General features: G+C 68.5%; 15 protein-coding genes and 6 pseudogenes. 7 read left to right on the forward strand and 14 right to left on the reverse strand.

The window, feature by feature from the left end:
- Window positions 1-498 precede the first annotated feature (498 nt).
- Window positions 499-801, reverse strand: a complete 303-nt coding sequence (locus AB0E02_RS38200) for a hypothetical protein (RefSeq protein WP_362149050.1) — start codon at window positions 799-801, stop codon at window positions 499-501.
- Between the two features lie 1,134 nt (window positions 802-1,935).
- On the opposite strand from AB0E02_RS38200, the gene AB0E02_RS38205 reads away from it, so the two are divergent.
- Entirely contained in the window at window positions 1,936-3,573 is a 1,638-nt protein-coding gene (locus tag AB0E02_RS38205) for an ISL3 family transposase (RefSeq protein WP_362149053.1), read from the forward strand.
- A 38-nt stretch (window positions 3,574-3,611) separates the two neighbouring features.
- On the opposite strand, the gene AB0E02_RS38210 is transcribed toward AB0E02_RS38205, so the two are convergent.
- A complete protein-coding gene (locus AB0E02_RS38210; protein WP_362149055.1) occupies window positions 3,612-4,133 on the reverse strand; it encodes a polysaccharide deacetylase family protein in 522 nt (173 codons plus the stop codon).
- 288 nt (window positions 4,134-4,421) lie between these two features.
- Here AB0E02_RS38210 and AB0E02_RS38215 point away from each other — a divergent pair, with 288 nt between their 5' ends.
- Together AB0E02_RS38215 and AB0E02_RS38220 are read left to right on the forward strand one after the other, a co-directional pair.
- Window positions 4,422-5,324 carry a hypothetical protein gene (locus tag AB0E02_RS38215; protein WP_362149058.1) on the forward strand — a complete coding sequence of 301 codons (903 nt, stop codon included), beginning with the start codon at window positions 4,422-4,424 and terminating at the stop codon, window positions 5,322-5,324.
- 131 nt (window positions 5,325-5,455) lie between these two features.
- Entirely contained in the window at window positions 5,456-5,812 is a 357-nt protein-coding gene (locus tag AB0E02_RS38220) for a DoxX family protein (protein WP_362149061.1), read from the forward strand.
- Window positions 5,813-5,917: 105 nt separating this feature from the next.
- Here AB0E02_RS38220 and AB0E02_RS38225 read toward each other — a convergent pair whose 3' ends face one another.
- The 4 genes from AB0E02_RS38225 to AB0E02_RS38240 form a co-directional block, all read right to left on the reverse strand.
- The gene (locus tag AB0E02_RS38225) at window positions 5,918-6,055 is read right to left on the reverse strand and encodes a hypothetical protein (RefSeq protein ID WP_362149064.1); all 138 of its coding nucleotides are present in this window, start codon (window positions 6,053-6,055) and stop codon (window positions 5,918-5,920) included.
- A gap of 369 nt (window positions 6,056-6,424) precedes the next feature.
- On the reverse strand, window positions 6,425-6,643 hold the full coding sequence (locus tag AB0E02_RS38230) for a hypothetical protein (RefSeq protein ID WP_362149067.1): 219 nt from the start codon (window positions 6,641-6,643) through the stop codon (window positions 6,425-6,427).
- A 279-nt stretch (window positions 6,644-6,922) separates the two neighbouring features.
- Window positions 6,923-7,255, reverse strand: coding sequence for a CU044_2847 family protein (locus AB0E02_RS38235; RefSeq protein WP_266901042.1), 333 nt, complete (start codon window positions 7,253-7,255; stop codon window positions 6,923-6,925).
- A 49-nt stretch (window positions 7,256-7,304) separates the two neighbouring features.
- Window positions 7,305-10,865: a serine protease gene (locus AB0E02_RS38240; protein WP_362149071.1), complete on the reverse strand. Its 3,561-nt coding sequence runs from the start codon at window positions 10,863-10,865 to the stop codon at window positions 7,305-7,307.
- A 296-nt stretch (window positions 10,866-11,161) separates the two neighbouring features.
- Here AB0E02_RS38240 and AB0E02_RS38245 point away from each other — a divergent pair.
- Both AB0E02_RS38245 and AB0E02_RS38250 read left to right on the forward strand, forming a co-directional pair.
- A pseudogene (locus tag AB0E02_RS38245) lies at window positions 11,162-12,555 on the forward strand (heavy metal translocating P-type ATPase); the annotation flags it as partial.
- A gap of 24 nt (window positions 12,556-12,579) precedes the next feature.
- Window positions 12,580-12,651, forward strand: a pseudogene (locus tag AB0E02_RS38250) ((2Fe-2S) ferredoxin domain-containing protein); the annotation flags it as partial.
- Window positions 12,652-12,674: 23 nt separating this feature from the next.
- Here AB0E02_RS38250 and AB0E02_RS38255 read toward each other — a convergent pair.
- From AB0E02_RS38255 to AB0E02_RS38270, 4 genes and pseudogenes are all read right to left on the reverse strand, one after another.
- Window positions 12,675-13,658 carry a HAMP domain-containing sensor histidine kinase gene (locus tag AB0E02_RS38255; RefSeq protein ID WP_362149074.1) on the reverse strand — a complete coding sequence of 328 codons (984 nt, stop codon included), beginning with the start codon at window positions 13,656-13,658 and terminating at the stop codon, window positions 12,675-12,677.
- Between the two features lie 253 nt (window positions 13,659-13,911).
- Window positions 13,912-14,070, reverse strand: a pseudogene (locus AB0E02_RS38260) (NADP oxidoreductase); the annotation flags it as partial.
- A gap of 127 nt (window positions 14,071-14,197) precedes the next feature.
- Window positions 14,198-15,814 (reverse strand): cation acetate symporter, encoded by a 1,617-nt coding sequence (locus tag AB0E02_RS38265; RefSeq protein WP_362149077.1) that lies wholly within the window; start codon window positions 15,812-15,814, stop codon window positions 14,198-14,200.
- On the reverse strand, window positions 15,811-16,122 hold the full coding sequence (locus tag AB0E02_RS38270) for a DUF485 domain-containing protein (protein ID WP_362149080.1): 312 nt from the start codon (window positions 16,120-16,122) through the stop codon (window positions 15,811-15,813). Before AB0E02_RS38270 ends, AB0E02_RS38265 begins: the two co-directional genes overlap by 4 nt.
- Before the next feature lie 725 nt (window positions 16,123-16,847).
- On the opposite strand from AB0E02_RS38270, the pseudogene AB0E02_RS38275 reads away from it, so the two are divergent.
- A pseudogene (locus tag AB0E02_RS38275) lies at window positions 16,848-17,569 on the forward strand (IS5/IS1182 family transposase); the annotation flags it as partial.
- On the opposite strand, the pseudogene AB0E02_RS38280 reads toward AB0E02_RS38275, so the two are convergent.
- The 3 genes and pseudogenes from AB0E02_RS38280 to AB0E02_RS38290 all read right to left on the reverse strand — a co-directional run bounded on the left by AB0E02_RS38280 (window position 17,475) and on the right by AB0E02_RS38290 (window position 20,474).
- Window positions 17,475-18,901, reverse strand: a pseudogene (locus tag AB0E02_RS38280) (AMP-binding protein). The pseudogenes AB0E02_RS38275 and AB0E02_RS38280 sit on opposite strands and share 95 nt — an antisense overlap.
- A gap of 113 nt (window positions 18,902-19,014) precedes the next feature.
- A complete protein-coding gene (locus tag AB0E02_RS38285) occupies window positions 19,015-19,626 on the reverse strand; it encodes a TetR/AcrR family transcriptional regulator (RefSeq protein WP_362149083.1) in 612 nt (203 codons plus the stop codon).
- Window positions 19,626-20,474: an oxidoreductase gene (locus tag AB0E02_RS38290; protein WP_362149086.1), complete on the reverse strand. Its 849-nt coding sequence runs from the start codon at window positions 20,472-20,474 to the stop codon at window positions 19,626-19,628. Before AB0E02_RS38290 ends, AB0E02_RS38285 begins: the two co-directional genes overlap by 1 nt.
- Before the next feature lie 290 nt (window positions 20,475-20,764).
- On the opposite strand from AB0E02_RS38290, the gene AB0E02_RS38295 reads away from it, so the two are divergent.
- Window positions 20,765-21,373: a recombinase family protein gene (locus AB0E02_RS38295; protein WP_362149088.1), complete on the forward strand. Its 609-nt coding sequence runs from the start codon at window positions 20,765-20,767 to the stop codon at window positions 21,371-21,373.
- Here AB0E02_RS38295 and AB0E02_RS38300 read toward each other — a convergent pair.
- Window positions 21,370-21,469, reverse strand: a pseudogene (locus AB0E02_RS38300) (IS481 family transposase); the annotation flags it as partial. The gene AB0E02_RS38295 and the pseudogene AB0E02_RS38300 overlap by 4 nt on opposite strands.

Here is a 21,469-nt window from a genome sequence, read left to right on the forward strand (position 1 = left end):
TCGGAACATGGATCAACAACCAAAGATCCAGAGCCACAACACTGACACCACAACGAGTACAACAACTCACCGCCATCCACATGCGATGGACATAGCGGGGCCTCGCTGTCACCATGGCCCCCCGCTTCCTCGCCGGGTGGAAGCAAGAGGTCGGCCCTGCGGCGGGCTCGCGCCGTGACGGTCAACTTCCGGCCGGCTGGCGCGAGTTTCGCGGTGGCGCCGGGCTGTGCCGCTCTTGACAGAGGCATCGAAGGGCCCGGGGAAACGGAGGCATCAGCCCGGTGCCCACGTCATCACCGCTAAGCACGGGTGTTGGTGGTGGGGGCCGTGATGATGGCAAAGGCACCGGGTCTCGCCGCTCTAACTGATACCTCTCGGGCCATGGACCGTTTGACGGTCCAGTGGTGTCGCTTACCCTGGGGCCTCGCGCTCCTGCCTTGCCTGCCTGCGGATGGCCCACGGGGGTTCGCTAGGCGAACACGATCTACCTCAATTCGGCTACAGGCCAAGCTCGACCTGCACCTCATCTCGCATCGCTGCCCTGAGCCTGCGTGAAGCTTCCACATAGCGAATACGCTGCTCTGAGTAAGTTGCTTCGCGGTAGGTGTCCCCTGCGAAGATGCGATCTCTCAGCCCTCTCAGCTCCCGGAACACCTCTTCCGACATCTCTGCTACGGAGGGAGAAGCAACTATCTGCATGCGGTAGCGCAGTTCGTAAGCGCCACGCGTGCGCACGACTTCACGCGCTTGCTCACCTCGTTCCGCGGCAGAAAGAGAGTCGTTGTGAGCTAGCTCACGCAACTCATTGCGCGTAGCGGCGAGAGCAGCAATGTACTCGCTGTACAGCTCACGCCTGAGCGCAGCTGCTCTGCCATCTCGGTCATGGCGCCAGCGAAGGTGGTCCACTAGGACAGTGGTTCCTGCCCCAAAGACCGCACCTAAGACTGCTCCGATGATGGTCCCCTACGCCATGCTTCCTCCACGCAATGCCCTCGGGCCACCAGCGGCCCGAGCAGGCCGTGACTGCCCCTTCTTCCGCGATAGCGAACAACCTCCATGATTCCCGGCGGGCATCTTCATCACGCAGTGTCTAAGCCAGGGGCGATCGCTTTCCGGTAGTCGGCCGGCGAGCGGCAAAGAGGGTTCAAAGGTCAGCGTTTTCCGTCAGGGCAGCTCTCTGTGCGCCCTGCAAGGCAAGCGGAGGGCAACCGCGGCCGAGAGGCGCAGAGTTGCGGCACCGACTCCTACCGCCTCGCCATCACCCGGCCAAGGTGGAGGCGGGCCCGCACCGCGGCTGTTCGTCTGTCCCGCGAGCATCCGGCCCGTGTCAGGCGGCGCCACCGGCCAAGACATTCCCCCTCAACACGTCACCCGAGTCCCTGGGAATCACTACCCGTATTCGCGGCCTACACCTGCTGAGCTGTACCCCTACCATGAGGCGCCCCTCCGTCTGGCGAGTTTGCGGTGGTCGTCGAGCAACCACTGCGGCGGTTGATGCAGCAAGGCTGCGAACGCACCCACTGACGTGACGCGAGCCAAGCGGCCTTGAACAACCTTGGGCGGATGCGAGTACTGCAGCGCCGTGCAGACCTGTGTAGTGGACATCCTGGTGAGGTACGGCTGCGTCAACGCTTCCTGCACGCATCGGGTAAACGTGCGTGCGTAGAAATGCTGGCGCCTGGAAGGCCACGGCCGCGCCGGGAACAACCAGGCCAGTCGGCACGATCGCAGCGACCGAGGGACCGGCGCCGCACGGGCGGGAGACACGGAGACCGCAAGGTCGTCCGTCCCACCAGGATTCCGGTCCCAGGATCGCGGTACACCCCGCTGGCTTTATCGAGCAGTAGTGGTTCTGGCTCAACTTCCGTGCAAGGGCGACTCTGAGTGACGATTGGCGGCTGTCGGGTGTCGCGAGAAGCAGACCGAAAATAGGTCATGATCGTCGCGGTGGGGCTGACAGTCTCGCCCGTGAGAGAAGTTGTCCTCCGGTTGCAGGAGCTGTTGTTCCCGTCGATCGCGGACGTCGCGGTGCTGTCGGTAGACGTCGATATCGCGATAGTCCGTGTCGACGCGCACAGCACGTCGAGGGGCGCCGCCTGCCCGCAGTGCGGCATCTGGTCGGCCCGGGTTCACAGCTCTTACCTGCGGTTTCCCGCCGATGTCCCGAGTGGTGGGCGAAGAGTCGTACTCCGGCTGCGCGTCCGGCGCTTCCGGTGTCAGGACATGGTGTGTCCGCGCCGGACCTTCGTTGAGCAGATACCCGGCTTGACCCGGAAGCACGGCCAGCGCACCGAGCGACTGCGCTCCACGCTCGCTTCGGTAGGTCTCGCCCTGGCGGGCCGGGCCGGTGCCCGACTGTCCGCAGTTCTGGGCGTGTCCGTCAGCCGGAGCACGGTCCTGCGCCTGGTCACCGCCCTGCCCGAACCGGATCCGCCGTCTCCTCGGGTGGTCGGCGTCGATGAGTACGCCACCCGCAAGGGCCATGCCTACGGCACCGTGCTGGTCGACGTCGAGACCCGGCGACCGGTGGACCTGCTTCCCGACCGGGAGGCGTCCAGCGTGGCCGGGTGGCTCGCCGCCCGTCCCGGGATCGAGGTCTTCTGCCGCGACCGTGCGCCGTTCTTCGCGGAAGGCCCCAGGGCCGGGGCACCACAAGCCATCCAGGTCGCTGACCGGTGGCACTTGTGGAACAACCTCGGTGATGCTGCCGAGCGTGCTGTCGCCCGCCATCGCCAGTGTCTGCGCGTCCTCCTGCCCGAATCAGTCGGGAAGGAGGTCGCGGACGAGCCTGTGCTGTCAAGGGAAACCCCGGCCTCGCCGTGGAAGAGTGAGCGGTTCGCCAACCGCATCCGGGCCAGACACGCCACAGTCCACGCAATGCTCGAAGCAGGCCACAGACGCCGTTCCATCGGTCGTCAGCTCCATATGACACACCGAACCGTCAAGAGCCTGGCGGACGCCGCCAGGCCGGAAGACCTGTTCACTGGCCAGTACCGGTTCAACCGAGCCACGACGGTTGAAGAGTACAAGCCCTACCTCGACAAACGCTGGGCTGAGGGATGCACGAACGCCTGGAAATTGTGGGAGGAGATCATCCTGCTCGGCTACACGGGCAGTTACGGCATCGTCAGCGCCTACATCCGGAAGAAGCGCACTTCACCCCGCTCTGTCACCGCCCAGCCGCCAACACCTCGCGCTGTCACTCGGTGGATTCTCAGCCGACCAGAGACCCTCACCGACACCAAACTCATCCGGCTGAAGGAAGTCCTGGCCAACTGCCCTGAACTCGAAGCACTCACCGGCCACGTACGGTCCTTCGCTGAAATGCTCACCGAGCGCCAAGGCCACCGTCTCCCGCAATGGCTCGACGCCGTCCGCAGCGACGACCTGCCCAGCCTTCACACCCTCGCGGTCGGCATCGACCGCGATCGCGACGCCGTCATCGCCGGACTCACCTTGCCCTGGAGCTCTGGCGCCGTCGAGGGGCATGTCAACCGGATCAAGATGCTCAAGCGCCAGATGTTCGGACGGGCGGGCTTCCAACTTCTTCGCAAGCGCGTCCTATTGGCGTGACAGAGAGTGGCCACGTCACGGAAGTTGAGCCAGAACCCCTAGACATCAACGACGCCAGTGGTGAACTCAATGTCCGCGAAGCCGTACCCGTTGACCTCGCTGATCAGGGCAGGAGTGGTCTCGCTGTAGGGGAACCGGAAGAACGGGGTCAGGGCCCCTCCTGCACCGGCCGCGCGCAGGGCCCGGTCCGCTGCCCGGACCTCGCGACGCACCCCTGCCGCTGTCAGGTCCTTGAAGTGGGGGTGGCTGTAGGAGTGGTTGCCCAACCCGTACCCGCCGGCCGCGATCCTCTTCACGACCTTCGAGTAGCGGTCGGCGAAATCGCCAGTCAGGAAGAACGTGGCCGGCGTATGCCGACGGGCGAGCCCACCGAGGACGGGGTCCAGGCCTGCGTCGTTCCAGGCCGCGTTAAATGTCACCGCGACCACCCGCTCGCGCGTACGGATCAGCCGGTTCTCCGATCCGAACAGCGCCCGCAGACCGTCCCCGTCCGCAGTCGCCGCCAGGCACGGCAAAAAGGTTGGCGCGGCCGCCACAGTTGGGGCCACGAGCACCGCCACCCACAGGACAGCCAAGCCTCCGGTAACCATCCCGGACAGGCAGCGATACAGAAGACACCGAGCGGCGACGAGACAACGCGTTTCCATGCCAGCGCCATCGGCCGACCGGTACCCGCCCTTGAGCCCCCTTCTGGCCCCCGGTCCATCCCAGGCAAGAACCCGGAAGAGATCTCGGCCAGCCAGCCAGCCAGCCGAGCAAGATCAGGAGCTTAGTGGTCGGCTTTGGAAATCCTTCGGCGGTTGCGCCTCTTCTCCGGCTGTCAGACGTGGCTGCCACACTCTCCTCCGATGACGACACCACCACGCTGGACCGATGACCTGTTCCCGTTCCCCACCCCACCCGCACTCGCCAAGGTGATCGACATCGCCTGGGAGGAGGGGTTCCTCACGACGGACCTATACGAGGAGGGCCTGTACGACGCTGGCCGCGTGCAGACCAGCCTTGCCCTGCCGTTCGACCTGTGCGAGGTACCCCTCGCACCCCAGGGGTGGGAGTACTGCTACGCGGGGAAAGCGTCCCGTCGGCACCACGTACCGTTCATGTCCGTGCCGGAACTCCTGCCCTTCGCGGACCTTGGCACCGGCACCCGCGTCGGATGGGTGGTCCCTGCGCCGGAACTCGGACGCACCGACCACCCCGTTGCTTCCTTCGGCCACAAGGAGCCGGGCGTCATCGGCCGGAATACCCTGGACGGCCTCACCTTTCTGCTCTCCCTCGCCCTGCGCAGCGGAGGAGAGCGCCGTCGCACCCAGGTGGCACGTCTGTCGGCCGAACTGGGCATCCATCCCACCCCGGAGTACGGCCTTACCCCCAGCGGCCGCAGCGACGCGGAGGTCCCCCTCGATCTTGCGCCGCCGGCCGGCTGGCGCCACGAACCCGACCCGTCCGGCATCGGTGTCGGCGTTCTCGCACCGAACGACGCCTTCGCCGAGGAGTATCCCGCCTTCACCGGGGACACTGACTTCATCCTGGCTGATGCCTCCCGGATGCTCGACGCGGGCTACCCGGCGAGCGCTCTTTTGGGACTCACCGCCGCCTACCACGAGAATGTAGAGCGCCTCCCGGACCTCCACCCCTTATGGGCTCGCGCTTACGACGATCTCGGCCGCACCCTGCTCCGCGAACGTCTCGACGTCATGCTGCAAGACCACCCGGGCCAGCCTCGCACTTTGACGGCGTGGGGCGTCTGACGGGTGATCAACTAGTAGGGCGCTTATCGAAAGTGTGCGCGGCGACTGACCTAGACCCGTGGCGTGTCACGCTTTGGGGCGCTGCCTCGTCCTAGACGCGAACCATCATTCTCACGAAGAAGGAGCCTTGCGTGTTCGCCGTCTACCTCGTGGTCACCCTCCTGACCTCGGCCATCAACGGCTTGGCCGCCACCGCCAACTTCATCGGCCACGAGTACCCCAAAAGCCAGGCGGACAAATTGCGCGTGCCTCGGTCCTGGATGCGCCCGCTGGGCGCACTACTGGCGGCGGGCGCGCTGGGATTGCTGGCCGGGTTCGCTGTGCCGGTGCTAGGCATCCTCGCTGCCGCCGGCCTCGTGCTGTACTTCATGGGTGCGTTGTGTGCCCACCTGCGGGTCAGTGACTATCAGTTGGGCCCCTGGGCCGTATTTTTCTGTCTGCCGGTGGCCGCCCTGGCCGTGAGCCTGGCCTACCACGGCACCTGGTGAGCCGTGGCGTGATCAGCTCTGTCCCTCAGGAGGAGCTACGTCTTTCTCAGTGAAGTTGTCGATACGCTGGGCCACCGCTGACGCTTCTCCCAGCCCGTGGGTGGGTCACAGCCATTCGTTGATGGCTGCGACGAACACGGTTGCTTCATAGCGGACGGCGAGCTTGATGCCCCACGGCGGGCGGTGCGCGAGGCGCCACTCGTGCAGCGACGTGACGGTGGCCGGCGCCTGCCCGGCAACCACCGGTGGACCGGGGTGAACTTCCCCGCGGACCGAGCCTGTTCCATGGCCGTGACGCCGGGGAAGGCACCCGGCTTGCCGATGAGGGCTTCGAGGTAGTGGTCCAAGTCCAGGCGGCAGCTGCCCTTCGCGATCAGCCTCTCATGGTGGGCCACTTCGACGTTCTTTTCGTAAACCACCAGGTGAGAGGCGTGCAGGACAACTCGCACCCGCTTGCCGATCAGACGGGTCGGGACCGAGTAGCGGTTGGTCCGGATAGTGATCTGGCTGTAGCGGTCAACCCGTGGGTTGAACAGCCGGCCCGTCTCGAACGGCTCCTCCGGCAGCGGGGTCAACAACGGCTGTTCGACGGCGAAGTACTCGTCGACGGTTTCATGGCCGCGAACCGATCCGGCGGTGCCCGTCGTGCAGGTCCCATTGGTCGACCATCTCGTTCAATTTGGCGAGCGAGTCGGCTTCCGGGACCGGCGTGAGGTTGTTGCGCCGGAAATAGCCGATCATCCCGTCGGCCCCGCCCTTCTCGTGAGTCCCTTCGATTCCGGCCGGCAGTAGAAGCTCTCGATGTTGAAGTGCGAGCGGAAGGCGATCCACCGGTCGGTCTCCACCCGGGCCCGGTTCAGCCCCAGCACCTGGGCGACGGCCGACTTTCAGGTTGTCGTAGCGGATCTTGCTTCGAGGGACACCGCCCAGCGTGCGAAGCGCGTGTACATGCCCTTCGAAGAAGCCTTTCCTGGCCGCAGGAGGCGAAGACCCGGTGGACGGCCTTGCCCGAGTAGGACAGGCGGAGCGAGAACAAGTAGCAGGTCACCAGCTCGCCGGCCAGGCGCACAGGCTGGGAGTGCGGTGCGCGGCCTGCCGGTACCTGGAGGCTCATTCCTGGGCGGCTCGTCCGCCCTCCCAGCTGAGCTTGACCGTCAAGTGGCCGTCGAGGCTGGATTTGGCGATGACGGCACCGGCTTCGGTGCTCAGGCGCACCCCGAACTCCACCTCGATCTTGTCCGGGCACACGGGCGCATCGCGGAACTGACCGAGGATGGTGGAGGAGGCGTCCCGCACACTGCTCAGTGCGGACCCGAGCGAGGTCGCTGCGGACCGGACCACGTCCCGGGAGCGGGACACCGGGCTGATCTCCGGGCCGTCCTCCGCGATCTCCACCAGCACCTCTCCGCCGTTGTCCAGCGACCAGCGAGCGATCTCAGCCATGTGACACCTCATCCATGAGTGATGTGCGTGGTTCGTCGGTACTCCTGGCTCAGGGGCACAGGGAGCCGTTGTAGGCCCCGGAGGGGACCGCATTCTTGACGTTGCGCGAATCGTTGACCTGGGGGCCCAGGAGCGCGCACAGGCGGTCGACGTTGGGTGGCTTCCTGATGGCTTCGCGTGGGCCGGCCTCGGCGGCGTCCGCCACCCGCTGGAGGGGGCTTCGCCCGTCGGAGGCTGCCGACACGACGCCCAGCGCGGTGCCATCGACGAGCAGGACCGGGTCGTCTGGGGAGCCACCCAGCGGCATCAGCGTCGACCAGGCCCCGGGATAGGAGGAGCGGCGGACGCGCTTTCCCGTGGCAAGCGACCGGATGGACACGCGGCTCTGGCTGGCGGCGACGGAGTCGGTGATGTCGGCGTTGTCGTTGATGGCGTCGACATCGGGGAGGAGGGAGAACCAGGCGGCGGTCCCGGTGGAGTTGAGGGTGAGTGTCCCGTCTGCTTCCGCAGGGTCGAGGCGCGGGATGTACCCCGTCTGCGCGCCGGTGGCGATGTTCCAGGCCCTCAGCTCGGCTGGGGCACCGGGCGCGCCCTTGAGCACCGCGGCGACGGTCCGGCCGTCCAAGCTCGTGATAAAGCTCTGTGTCCGGGTGGGATCGGCCAGCGGGGTGCGGGTGATCCGGTCAGGGGCCACGCGCACTCGGGTCAGGGTGACGTCGGTACGGATCGTGGACTCGTCCGCCTCGCCTTCGCCCAGGATCGCGGACTCGCCGTCCGGGCCCAACCAGAAGTCGAACACCATACTCCGCCACGGCAGTACGGCCTTGCGGAGCAGCGCGCCGGTCCTCAGATCGAGAAGATACAGGGTGTTGCGCTGGCCCGCTGCGGTCGTGGGCTCCAGGCTGTCCGGCAGCACCAGCCCGAGTACCCGGCTGTTCGGATCGATGCTCATGGAGACCCGGCCGACCATGGGCAGTGGAGCGAACTCCTTGCCGAAGACGACCCGGCGTTCGACCGTGTCGTAGACAACCAGGCAGATCTTGATGGTGGTGCTCATCAGGTCCGGCACAGGGCAGGAGCCAGGGACGTTCCGCTTCCCCTCCTTGTCCGGGAAGAGCTGGTCCGGGAACGCGATGTACCGTCCGTCGCGGCTGATCACCGCCTTGTCAGCCAGGTCGTTCTCCACCAGCACCCCCTCCAGGGGATCAGCCACCAGCCCGCGCCCGGTGTCCCGCCACGGGACGATCTGGCCTCTCGGGGCACGCGTGACCAGGGTCCGGCCGCCAGCCGCCACCAGGTGGGTCAGATCCTGGAGTCCCATCTGGTCGGCGTACGACAACGGGGGAGGTTTCTGCGCGGTCGGCGTCGGCGTCGGGGATTCGCCGCGTGGTGCCGTGGTCGTCGCACCGAGGTTCGGCACTATCCGGTCGACGGGACCCAGCCCGTCGAAGACGTCCGGCAGACCGCTGTCCGGGTGCGTACGGTAAGAGCGCAGGCCTAGTTGCATCGCGGCGTAGGAGTCGTAGGGGGCCAGCTCCTCGGCCTTGGTGCGCAGAGTCGCCGCGAGGGACTGCGCCACCTGCTCGCTGCGGTGCTGGTAGGTCAGCGTCCCCGCCACCAGCGCGAGGACCAAGGCGACTGAGACCGTGCCGTTCACCCGCCAGCGGCGCACCCGGCCGGCCAGGATGTATTCGTGCTCCTGGGTCGAGAGATGGGCCTCATGAGTGCGCCCCCACCGGCGGGCGTCCCTCAGCTCGGCACCGGCGAGCAGCCGCCTGCCCGGGCGGCCCTGCTGGGACCAGGTGGCCATGCGCTGTCTGAGGGTGTCCTGCCAGAGGCGGAACGCGCGGTGCTCGTCGCACAGTTCGCGCAGATGACGCCAGTGCAGCAGGAGCGAGTCGTGCGCCAGCTCGATGCCCGAGGCGCTGCTCGGGTCGCCGCCGATCCGGTGCATCACAAGCAGTCGTGAAGTGGCGAGGCGCTGACCGACGTTCCACTGGTTCTCGTCGCACTCGTCGCGCAACGCGGTGCAGCGTACGGCGAGGTCGCCGTCGGGCAGAGGCCGGACCAGCTGGATGAGGAGCCGGTCGGCGACCTCCCGGGTCGCCGGGTCGATGCTGGCCCAGATCCGGTCCGCGTAGCGGGCGAGGGCCTCTGAGATGCCGCCCAGTTCCTCGTACGCCGCATGGGTCAACAGACCCGCCCTGCGGCGCTGCCACAGTTCGGCGAGAGTGAATTCGAGCAGGGGCAAGGGGTTCGGGGTGTGTTTCAGATCGTCCAGGATGCGTTCGACCAGCCCGTCAGCGAAAGCGACCGTGCCGACGCTTTCCAGCGGCCCGGTCATGACCCGGCGCAGTTCGACCTCGGTCATCTCGCCCACGGTGACTGGCAGCCATGTCCGGGCGAGGTCAGCGGCGGCGCGATCGGCCAGTGCCGTCCCCAGAAAGGTGTCGCGCAGGTTCACCAGCACACACAGCCGGGACCCGGCGGACAGGCAGGGAAGCAGAGCGCGGACGAATGCGGAGCGGTCGTTGTCCGACGCCGCGAAGACTTCTTCGAACTGGTCCACGCACACGACCAATTGGTCCGCATGGTGCTGCTCCAGCACAGCCGCCACGATGTCGGGCAGCTGTCCGCCCGCCAGCCAGACCTCAGTCGCGGCGACCGACTCCAGCCGGGCCGCCGCCGTGCGGTCGGGGTGCATCAGCCGGTCGAGAGCGAAGGCCAGCGCAGTCAGCGGGGTGGCGGCATCGGACGGGCGTAACGTCAGGGGGAGCAGGACGGCGCCCGAGGAGTCGGTGGCGCGCAACCGGGGCACCACGCCTGCGTGCCACAGCGAGGACTTCCCCATGCCCGATCCGCCGATGACGCTGATCAACGGCACTCCGGAGCGGATGCGGTCGGCAATCTGGCCGGCCAACTCCTCGCGCCCGTAGTAAAGATCGACGTCCTGCTCGGTGAAGGGGCGCAGCGCCCGGTACGGGACGCGCCGCTCGATCACCTCGGCCAGCTCGGGCCACGCCTCCAGCAGCATGTCCACCGGGAGCATGTAGCCGATCTTCGTGCCAGCGCCGGTAACGCGGTAGCCAACCATGCCCACAGCGGCGTCCGCGTCGGTGCTCCATACGGGGGCTCCGGAGAAGCCGGGGGCCAGCATGGCCTGCCGTGCCGGGTCACTCTCGATCTCCACCCAGCCCGTGGCGACGGGACCGCCCTGCCGCCCGTGCACCCAGGTGCCCAATTCCAGACCGCGGGGAAAGCCCACCATGACCAACGAGCCGTCCAACTCCCCGTGCCGCCGGCTCAGGACGAGCGGCCGGGCGTCCGCTGGCGGTGGCTCCCGCAACCGCAGCCCGACGACGTCCATCCCCTGCTCCGGCATGGGAGGCCGCCAGGCGACGATGTCGGCGAGCTGCCGTCTGCCGGGAGCGAGCAGCGGGAAGTCAAGACTGACCGAGGCCCCCTCAAGCGGGGGCTCATCGGCGGATATCCCGAGAACTCCGGCGACCACGTGCGCGGCCGACACCAAGTGCCGAGGGCCGGCGAGAAAGCCGGCCCCGACAGGCTCGTCACCGTCCCAGATCCGGACCAGCCCAGCCTCAAGAGGCACGCGCATATCAGACCCCCGTGTACTGACTTCTGTTGCAACGGTACCGGCTGGCACCCCGCGCCCGGGGTGGCGTAGCGGAACCTTTCGGGGCGAACGGAAGAAATCGTTTTCACCGGGCATCTATCCCGTCACCCACCGGTGCTCGGCCCGTCGGCCGCCTCCGGGCCGACGGGCCACGGGCTCTGAAGGAGTGGGACGACTTCACGTACCAGGTGGCCGGCACCGCCCCGCACCGAACCTCGCCGCAGCCCAGAACTGGGTGCTGAGCTGGCGCTCGACGACGACCCCCGCCGCGTACCGGCGAGCCCCTCCCCGTCGCCAAGCAGGTCGGGGACGAGGTGTTCGCCGGCACCGTGAACGGCACCGGCGCCCTGCGCATGCGCGTCGAGCGGGACCCGTCGGACTCGGTGATCGCCCGGATCGTGAAGATGGTCGAGGAAGCATCCGGGACGAAGGCACCCACCCAGCTGTTCATCGAGAAGATCGAGCAGCGTTACTCGATCGGCATGGTCATCGCGACCCTCGCCGTCTTCGTGATCCCCCTCGCTTTCGGCGCCACGCTCCAGACCTCCCTGCTGCGGGCGATGACGTTCATGATCGTGGCCTCACCGTGCGCGGTCGTCCTTTCCACGATGCCGCCACTGCTGTCCGCCATCGCCAACGCCGGACGCCGCGGCGTCCTGGCCAAGTCCGCCGTCGTCATGGAACGCCTTGGCCAGATCGACACCGTCGCCCTGACAAGACCGGCACCCTCACCGAGGGAACCCCCCGCGTCACCGACCTGCGGCCCCTGTCGGGAAGCGGCCTGGACGAGAGTGCCCTGCTGGCGCTGGCCGTCGCCGCCGAGCATCCCAGCGAACACCCCCTCGCCCGTGCCGTGGTCGCCGCCGCCCGCGAGAAGAACCTGCCCCTGGCCGGCGCCGACCACTTCACCTCCACTCCCGGGCAGGGCGTCACCGCCACCATCGACCGCCGCGTCCTCACCGTCGGCTCGCCCTCCCGCCTGCTGGACGGCCCGACCCACGCCGCTCACCACACGGTGGTGGCCGAACTCGAGCAGGCCGGCCGCACCGCCGTCGTGGTCCTGCGCGACGGCACCCCGGTGGGCGTACTCGGTATCGCGGACCGTCTGCGACCGGATGCGAAGACCACCGTCGTCGCCCTCACCCGTCTGACCGGCCGCCCCCCGGTCCTGCTGACCGGCGACAACGAGCGCGCCGCCCGGCACCTGGCCGCCGAGGTCGGCATCACCGACGTCCGCGCCGGACTGCTGCCCCAGGACAAGGTCGCCGCCGTCAAGGAGTGGGAGGCCCAGGGGCGCCGGGTGCTGGTGGTCGGCGACGGCGTCAACGACGCCCCCGCCCTGGCCGCCGCGCACTCCGCGATCGCGATGGGCAAGGCCGGTTCCGACCTCGCCCTGGAGACCGCCGACGCCGTAGTCGTCCGCGACGAACTCGCCACCATCGCCTCGATCGTGCAGCTCTCCCGCACCGCCCGCCGTCTGGTGATCCAGAACCTGGTCATCGCCGGGGCGTTCATCACCGTCCTGGTCGCCTGGGACCTGAACGCCACCCTGCCCCTGCCCCTGGGCGTCGCCGGACACGAAGGCTCCACCGTCATCGTCGGACTCAACGGCCTGCGCCTGCTGCGCGAGGCCGCCTGGCCGCGCCTCACCAAGGACACGGCATGAGCAAACGCCCCCCACCGCACCGCACCCGCCCCGGGGGCCGCCCGGCCCACCGTCACCGTCTGCCGCGGCTGCTGCTGCGGCACCCCGAAGCCCGGCCGGTCGGCAGAGGTGGAGCTTGGTCAGCAGGGGATGTCGAGGGTCACGGCTGCGCCGTGTTCGGTGTTTTCGGCGTGGGCGGTGCCGCCATGGGAGGCGGCGACGGCGGCGACGAAGGCGAGGCCGAGTCCTGATCCGGGGCTGGTGCGGCTTGTCTCGGCGCGGGCGAAGCGTTCGAAGGCTTTGGACAGGAAGTCGGTTGGGAAGCCGGGGCCCTCGTCGGTGACGGTGAGGCGCAGGTGTCCGTCGGGGGTGGCCGCGGTCATGTGGATGTCGCCGTGGCTGTGGCGGAGGGCGTTGTCGACGAGGTTGCCGATGGCCGGCCGGAGCCATGTGGCGTCCACGTCGACCGTGCCGGGGGCGGCGTCGACGGTGATGCTGCGGTGGGCGCGCGTGGCGGCCGTGCGGTGCGGGTCGACGGCGGAGGCGATCAATGCGGGAAGGTCCACGGGGGCACGGGTGAGGTGGTCGGTGGCGCCGAGCTGTTCGAGGCCCAGCAGGGCGTTGGTGAGGTCGATGAGGCGCTGGACCTCGTTGTCCACCGAGCTGAGGGTGTCGGTGAGTTCGGTGGCGGTGCGTGGGCGGTGCAGGGCGACGTCGAGTTCGGCGCGCAGCAGGGATAGCGGGGTGCGCAGTTCGTAGCTGGCGTCCGCGAGGAAGCGCCGTTCGCGTTCGGCGGCGGCTTCGAGGCGTTCGAGCATCCGGTTCATGGTGTGTCCGAGCCGGGTGAGTTCGTCGTCGCGGTCCTCGGGAACGGGCAGTCGTAGGCCGTGGGTGCCGTCGGCCAGGGTCGCGGCGCGGCGGCGGTAGCGTTCCACCGGATCCAGTGCGGCGCGGGCGGTGCGGTAGCCAACGTATGAGGCGGCGATCAGGGTGAGGCCCGCGGCGATGCCGAGCTGGGCGAGGAGTTCGCGCAGGGCCTCGTCGCGGTGGCCGCGGCGCAGGGCCGCGACGGCGATCACGGTGCTGTGGTCGGGCAGCCGGACCTGCTGGGCCTTGATCCGCAAGGTGTGCGGGTTGAGCGGCAGCAGTCCTCCGATATCGCGGTGGACGGTGGCGCCGCCGGTGACGGAGGTGATCTGGGCGGGGGTGAGCAGCTGCTTGGTGCGTACGAGGTTGCTGGCCTGGATGACTCGCCCGCGGGTGTCGAGGACCTGGTACGCGCTGCCGTCCGGGCCGCCCGGTTTGTGTCCGGCCCGCAGATCTCCCTGCAGGTTGTGGTAGTAGGCGGCCAGGTCCGCGTCGAGCTGTTGACTTGCCGCGCAGTTCCTCGCGCAGGGCGACGAGCCGGTCCAGCGAGCCGGCGCCCAGGGTGACGTTGATGACGATCCGGGCTGTACGGGCGGCGTCAGCGGCGGCGCCCGGCGCGCGGTCCGCCACGGTCACCTCATGCCCTGCCCGGATCAGGGCTGTGGCCAGGCTGCTGCCGCCGCCTCACCGGCGAAGCGACTGTCTCCTGACGCCACCCCAAAACCATCAGGGAGCCACCTATTTTGGGATGAAGCACTGGGAGAAAACGACCTCTTGGAGGTCAACACGCCCGTGGTCATTCGGCTGCGGCGAGCAGCCGTGCCTCGCTCTCCTCGTACAGCCGCCGGGTCTCGCGGCTCTCAGCAGCGCGGCGCCGGTGGTCCAGACGGCTGCCCAGCCAGCCCGCCAGGTAGCCGAACGGTATGGACACCAGCCCGGTGGAGCGCATGGGGAACAGGGCGAAGTCGGCATCCGGGAAGACGGCGGACGGCGTGCCTGAAACGGCCTTCGAAAAGACCATCAGCATCAGCGCGCAGGCCGTGCCGCCGTAGAGGGCGGCGAGCAGGCCGGTGCGTGTGAATCCTCGCCAGAATAGGGAGTAGGTGAGCGCGGGTGCCACCGCCGATGCCCCTACGCAGATTGCCAGAGTGGTCAGCACGCCGATGTCCCACCCCTGGACCAGGACGGAGAGCCCCATGGCAACGGTTCCCACGACCACACTCGTCCACACCGCCACCGTCATCTCCGTACGCGGCTCGGCCTGTCCCCGCCGCGCCACATGGGCGAACAGGTCGTGGGCGAGGGACGAGGCCGCGGCCAGGGTCATCCCCGCGACCGACGACAGGAGGGTGATGAACACCATGCCCGCCACCGCCGAGTAGAGGATCGTCGCGCTCGGCGAGGAGGCGTCCCCGCCGAGCGCCCGGGACAACATGAGCACCGACGTCCTGCCCTGCGGGTCGGCCGCGGTGATGTCTCGCGATCCCACCAGCGCCGCGGCGCCCGTGCCCATGATGATCACGAGCAGACAGAACGTGGTGACCGTGCCGACCGCCCACGACATGGAGCGACGCACGGCCGGCACATCCCGCGCCGAGTACAGACGCATCGTGACGTGTGGCAGGCAGGCCACGCCAAGGACCACGGTGATTTGGAGACTGATGAAGTCCAGCCGGCCACCGGCCGAGGTGCCCAGTTGCAGGCCCTGCTGGAGGAAAGCAGGGCCCGCTCCGCTGCCGTGCTGAGCGGCGCGGAGCAGCTCACTGGAGCTCCAGTCGAAGCGGTTCAGGACCAGGGCGGCGACGGCGACGCTGGTGACCAGCAGGAGCACGATCTTGATCATCTGGATCATCGCGGTGCCCCTCATGCCGCCGATCGCCGCGTAAATGATCATCAGGCTGCCGACGAGGACGATGCATACCGTCCTGGCGCCCGCCAGGTGAGGCATGCCCAGGATGAAGGTGAGCAGCGACCCGGCCCCGGAGAGCTGGACGACCAGGAAGGGAAGGGTCGCCGAAAGCGTCACCACACAGGAGGCGACACGGACGGCCCGCCCGGGCATGTTGCGGACCAGGACGTCGCCCATGGTGAACTCGCCGACACTGCGCAGGGGTTCGGCCAGCAGGAACATCAGCAGCACCAGCGACATGGCGGTGCTGACCGCCAGCACGTAGCCGTCGTATCCCGCGAGCGCGATGATGCCGGTGGTACTCAGCACCGTGGCAGCGGAAATGTAGTCGCCCGCGATCGCCAGGCCGTTCTTGAGCGGCGTGAGCGAGAGATAGCCGGTATAGAAGTTCGTCAGGTCGTCGCGATCCGGTCCGGCCATCACGCAGATCAGCAACGTGAGAGTGAGCAGGGCGGAGAACAGGGGCAGGACGGTGGCCTGCGTCCCGGCGCTCAAGTCGTTCATCTCCTCACCCCGGCATCCCCAGCGGCCCGCTGTCTGACTACCCGCGCCAAGGGGTCGACGGAGCGTTGTGCGCTGCGGCCATACCAGAGGACCGCCGCGAAGGTGACGACGAGTTGGAGTACCCCCAGGACCATGCCCAGGCTCAGCTCCCCGGCGATCTTGGACCCCATCAGGCCCGGCACATAGCAGGACAGCACCACGTACGCGACGAAGGAGCCGAGCGCGGTGAGCGTGGAGACCCGACGGAGCAAGCGGTAGGCCGAGCGGAGGGCAGCGAGGTCGGCACTGCGCCGAGGAGTCTCGTGCACGGCCTGCTCGCGCCGAGGAGCTTGCCCGTACGAGTCGTCCGGAGACGCTTCGTATCCGTACAACTCGGGCTCCGTGCGTGGCAGCGGCCATCCCGTTGGTGCTGCTGGTGGCGGGTACCGGTTGTCGTCCGCGTGTGTCATCGCCTGGCCTTCCACTACGGCTCGGATCCGTGGAGCGGAACTGGGAGGTGTGCTCCGCCGGCGCACGATACCGACCGGTCGGAACGCGTGTAAGCCTGCTGCGCGTTACGTTTCGGGGTCGATCCGGATCCCCGGGCAAGGTTTGGCCGCCGGGTACGGATCAGATTGGTCCTTACGGGCCGGCTGGTGAACTTCGAACGCCCCTGTTCAGTCGCCAACCTGAGCCCACCCGAGGCTCGTGTATCGGGCTGCACCTCGGTTCGTCCGGCCGGATCTGGCTGACGCCGATGACACTGATCCGTCCTCCTCATACAGACGTACCACGGGGGGTGTTGCGTCGGATCCCGGCACTGCGACGGCTCTGCTGACAGCGCGACTTCGACTGCCCGGAGACCAGTGGAGGGGCAAGGGCAGAGGTGGGATCGGGCTACGAGCGCGGGCCCGCGCACCGGTGAGACCGCCAACTCTCTCACCGCGGGGCAGTGCCCGCGCGGCCGACGCAACACCGCACGGGCCGCCGCCTCCCGCCCCGGCCGGCAAAGCGACGTGCCGGCACAACTCGGAAGTTGGAAGACCAGGCGGCCAGGCATCACAGGTGTCGGCGGACGGCACATGGGAAAGGATTCTGCGGGCTGCCCAGGCCGATGCCGATGCTGAAGGGCGGATCGACTGGAGCATGGTCAGCGTGAACTCGACTTCCTGCCAGGCCCATCAGTACGCCTCCGGTGCCCGTACCTGTGAGCCGCGTATCCCTGCGGGACGCGGCCGGCCTTTTCCGCATCGTTCGGACGAGGCTCTGGGCCGGCCCCTCCCGTGGTGGGCTAACTGCAAGATTCACCTGACGGTTGAGGGCGGTCGCCGTCGGCTCGCGTTCGTCATCACACCAGGCCAGTGGGACGACGCCCCGTGACCCATCCCGGCCCTCGAACACATCCGTGTCCCACGTCCGGCCGGTGGTCATCCACGCGCGCCCCGATCACATGGGTGGTGAGAAGGCGTACTCGTCCCACCGAAATCGCAGGTACTCGCGGCGTCGGCAGATTAAGCACACCATTCCCGAGCGCAAGGGCCAACGGGCCAACGGGCCAACGGGCCAACCGCCGACGCCGTGGCAGCGCGGGCGGTTGGCCCCCAGGCTTCGACAAGACGTCTACAAGCGCGGCGACGAAGTCAAGCGAACGATCAACCCGCTCAAGGACTTCCGGCCGTGGTCACCCGATCACCACGGCGGCTTCGAGCACATCGGGGTGGTCGCCGAGGACGGTCTCGACCTCCTTGGGGTAGATGTTCTCGCCGCCTCGGATGATCAGGTCCTTGATGCGGTCGAGCAGCACCAGATAGCCGTCCTCGTCGAAGCGGCCGACATCGCCGGTGTGCAGCCAGCCGTCGACCACGGCTCGGGCGGTCTCCTCCGGGCGGCCCAGGTAGCCGCGCATCACGTTGGGTCCGCGGACGACCACTTCACCGGTCTCCCCCGCCGGGACGATCCGGCCCTGCGCGTCCATCACGGCGACCTGCTGGCCGGGTAGCGGCCGTCCGACCGTGCCGGGCCTGCGCGGGCCGTTCAGCGGATTGGTGGTGGAGGCGCAGGTGCCCTCGGAGAGACCGTAACCCTCCAGGATCGGGATGCCGTGGCGGCGCTCGAACCGCTCGATGAGTGCGGGCGGCATCGGGGCCGCCCCGCAGGCGGCGAACCGCACCGAGGAGGTGTCCGGCCGTACGTGGTCCGGCAGTTCGGCGAGCATCGAGTAGATCGCCGGGACCGCGGAGAAACAGGTCGGACGCGCCGCTTCGACCAGGTCGAAGAAGGTCTCGGCCCGGAACCGCCCGGCCACCGTGACCCGCCCGCCGGCCAGCAGGGGGACAGCACGCCGACCACGATCCCGTTGACGTGGAAGAGCGGCAGGATCAGCAGGCTGTGGTCGGCCTCGGAGAGCCGGGCGGCCTCGATCATCATGCCCGCCATGGCAGCGAGGTTGGCGTGGTCGAGCATGACGCCCTTGGGGCGCCCGGTGCTGCCGCTGGTGTAGATCAGCAGGGCGAGCGCCTCCGCGTCCGTCTCCGGTGCGGCCGTGTCTTCGTGCGCGGCGCCCAGTTCGGCCACCGTGAGCGTCCCCGCGCGTGGCGACGGCTCAGCGGTGACGACCACCGCGGCACCCGCGTCGCCGAGCTGGTACCGCACCTCGTGCTCGGTGAGGGCCGGGTTGACCGGGGTCACCGCCGCGCCGAGTCGCCAGGCGGCGAAGAGCGCGACGACGAAGTCCACCGTGTTGGGCAGCAGCAGTGCCACCACGTCCCCGCGCCCGACCCCCCGCGCCCGCAGGGCCGCCGTGGCCCGGCGGACCCGGCGGGCGAACGCCGCGTTGTCCAGGTCCGACGATTCGTCGGCTGTGCAGGGACCGTCCGCGTCCCGTTGGGCCCGCAGATCCGGCAGTTCCGCGATGTGCATGTCGGCTCCTCGCAGTACGTCGACGTACGTCGGGCGGACGGGTCGCCGCCCGTCCCGGCGTGGGACGGACGTCCGGTGCATGAGGAGAGACGGTACGAATCGGCGGGGCTCGCGGCCCATGGGCGCGGACGACGACGCTCGCGGCGGGACTTGTGCGCTGCGCACGAAGCCGGGGCAGCACGCCCGCATCGGTCCGTGCCGGCTCCGAGGCACGCGTCACTCGGGGCCGGCGCGGGTCGTGGGGAGCCCGGGGCAGACGAAGGCGCTCTCGCCGGTGACCGCCTTGCCGACGATGAGGGTGTTCATCTCAGGCCGGCGCTGGTCAGCCAGATGTGTTCGCATGTCGCCGACGCCTCTTGGAGCTTCTCGCGGGATTCCTGTGAAGCGTGGTAGAAGGTCCGCTCGATCATCCAGCACAGGGCGCGTGCCATCGCCGAGGCATGGTCCGGTGCAGCGCCGGCCTGGACGCCGGCGCGTTCCAGGACGGCGGTGATGGCCGCGATGAACAGGTCAGCCGTGTGCTTCCACAGTTCGCCGATCTCCGGCACGGTCAACGACAGGTCGATCGCCGTGCGCATGACCGGGCCGTGTGCGTTCCACAGCTCGACCGTGCGCTGCATGGCTGCTGTGATGGCCTGGCGTGGCTCGTCGGTCTGCGCGGTGACCCGGGACCGTTCCCACAGGTGCTCGACGGTCCGGGCCACGAGTGCCGTGACCACTTCTTGCTTGGAGCCGAAGTAGAAGTACAGGGCCCCGCGTGTGATGCCGGCGCCCTGGGCGATGTCGCCGACGGTCATGGCGTCGTAGCCCTTGTGCGCCAGCAGGGCTTCGCAGGTGTCGAGGATGGCTCGCTCCCGGACATCCCCCTTGCGCTCGGTGGTGCGACGGCTGCGCGCGGAATGGTGGCCGGGCATCAGAGCTGAGCGCCCTCGGCGAAGTCGGTCGTACGCGAGAGTGTCTCCCACGCGCGGATGTCCTCGTCCACGGCCGTGCGCGCGGCGGTGACCAGCCGCAGCGCGTCCGAGCCCAGGACGAGGTGGGCCGGCGGCTGCTCGACCGTCGTGATGTGCACGACCGCTTCGCCCGCCTTGGCCGGATTGCCCAGCTGGTTCCCGCTGGCCTTCTGCCGCGCTTCGCGGATGGGGGTGAACAACTCGTCGTAGTCGTCGACGGTCCGCGCGGCGCGTGTCATGGACCGTCCGGCCCAGTCGGTGCGGAAGGAGCCGGGCTCAATCGCCGTCACATGGATTCCGAACTGCGCGACTTCTTTGCCCAGCGCCTCCAGGATTCCCTCCAGGGCGAACTTGCTGCCGCAGTAGGCGGACATGCCGGGCACGGCCATGAGCCCGCCCATGGAGGTAACGGCCATCAGGTGTCCGCGGCGGCGGCGGCGCATGTGGGGCAGCGCCGCCTGCAGGGTGGCCACCGCCCCGAACACGTTCACCTCAAACTGCCGTCGCACCTCGGCCAGCGGGGTTTCCTCGAAGGTCCCCTCCAGGCCGTAGCCGGCGTTGGCGACGACGACGTCCAGAGGGCCGACGCTCCGCTCGACCTCCGCGACCGCGCCGGAGACGGCGTCACCGTCCGTCACGTCCAGGATACGGCCGTGAGCGTGCCCGGGCCTGAGCTCTTCGAAGGCGCGCAGGTCCTTCTCGGAGCGGACGGTGCCGATGACGGTGTGCCCGGCGGCCAGGGCGGCTTGGGCGAAAGCGCGCCCCAGGCCCGTGCTGACGCCGGTGATGAGCCAGTTCCGCTTCTCCATTGTTCCTCCAGAGAGGCCTCGCGAGGAGCCGGGTGGCCCCCCATTCGGCAAAAGTCTACACAGTGTTGATTTTTATCGTTACCGCGTCGATTCTGCTAGCGCTCACGGAATGGAACCCCCAGGCCATCCGCGTGCCGCGCACCGCCCGGACCGGCGCCACAAAGGCCCAGCAGCCAGGCCGTCAACCAGAACCGCACCCCGAGCATCACAGGGACACCCGTCCGATGGAGGCTGATGAAAGGGTTTGCTGACAGCTGGGGTCGAATGCGACATCGAAACAGGGAAGCGGCATGGCCAACTTGGTCTACAAGCGAGTGTCGACCGACCAGCAGTTAACCGGCCGTCACAACCTCGTGCTCGACGAGGTTGTGATCGAGGACCCGATCTTCTTCGAGGAAGAGGCCGACACCTCCAGCCGCCTCCACCCGCTGCAACGAACGAAGTTCGGCGAGCTGCTCGCCTACTCGCGGCCGGGCGACACCGTGCACATTTCCCAGATGTTCCGCCTCGTGCGCGGCACCCAGCACATCCTCGACGTGCTCGACGTCCTCCACACCGGCCGCCTCGCCCTGCGCATCCACGACGGCGCGTTCTCCGCGATGGACCTCGCCGCCCGCCACCCGCGCACCGCAGAACTGCTGTCCACCGTGAAGTTCATCGGCGGTCGCCCTCGACATGCCGGGCAAGGTCGCCGACTTCCTACTCGCGGCCGAACTGGACGACGCCGAGCGCGCCGCGCTCGACCAAGGCGTGACTGTACGGCGAGGTCAGGGCTACATGTTGCGTGTCAGCGCCGTGCCCTCGGTGCACCGGGCACTACTCGCCCACTGCCAGTCTCTCGACGGCGCTCGGCGCTGATGACCGCCGAGACAGCAGCCCAGAACGCTCCACAGGGCTAGGTGTGCTGTCCGGACAGGTTGGTGACGCGGCTGGCTGGGGTGTGGCCGCTGATTCCGGTGTGGGGTCGGTGGTAGTTGTACCAGTCCAGCCAGTCG

Source organism: Streptomyces sp. NPDC048196 (genome assembly GCF_040652715.1).
Classification (GTDB): domain Bacteria; phylum Actinomycetota; class Actinomycetes; order Streptomycetales; family Streptomycetaceae; genus Streptomyces; species Streptomyces siderophoricus.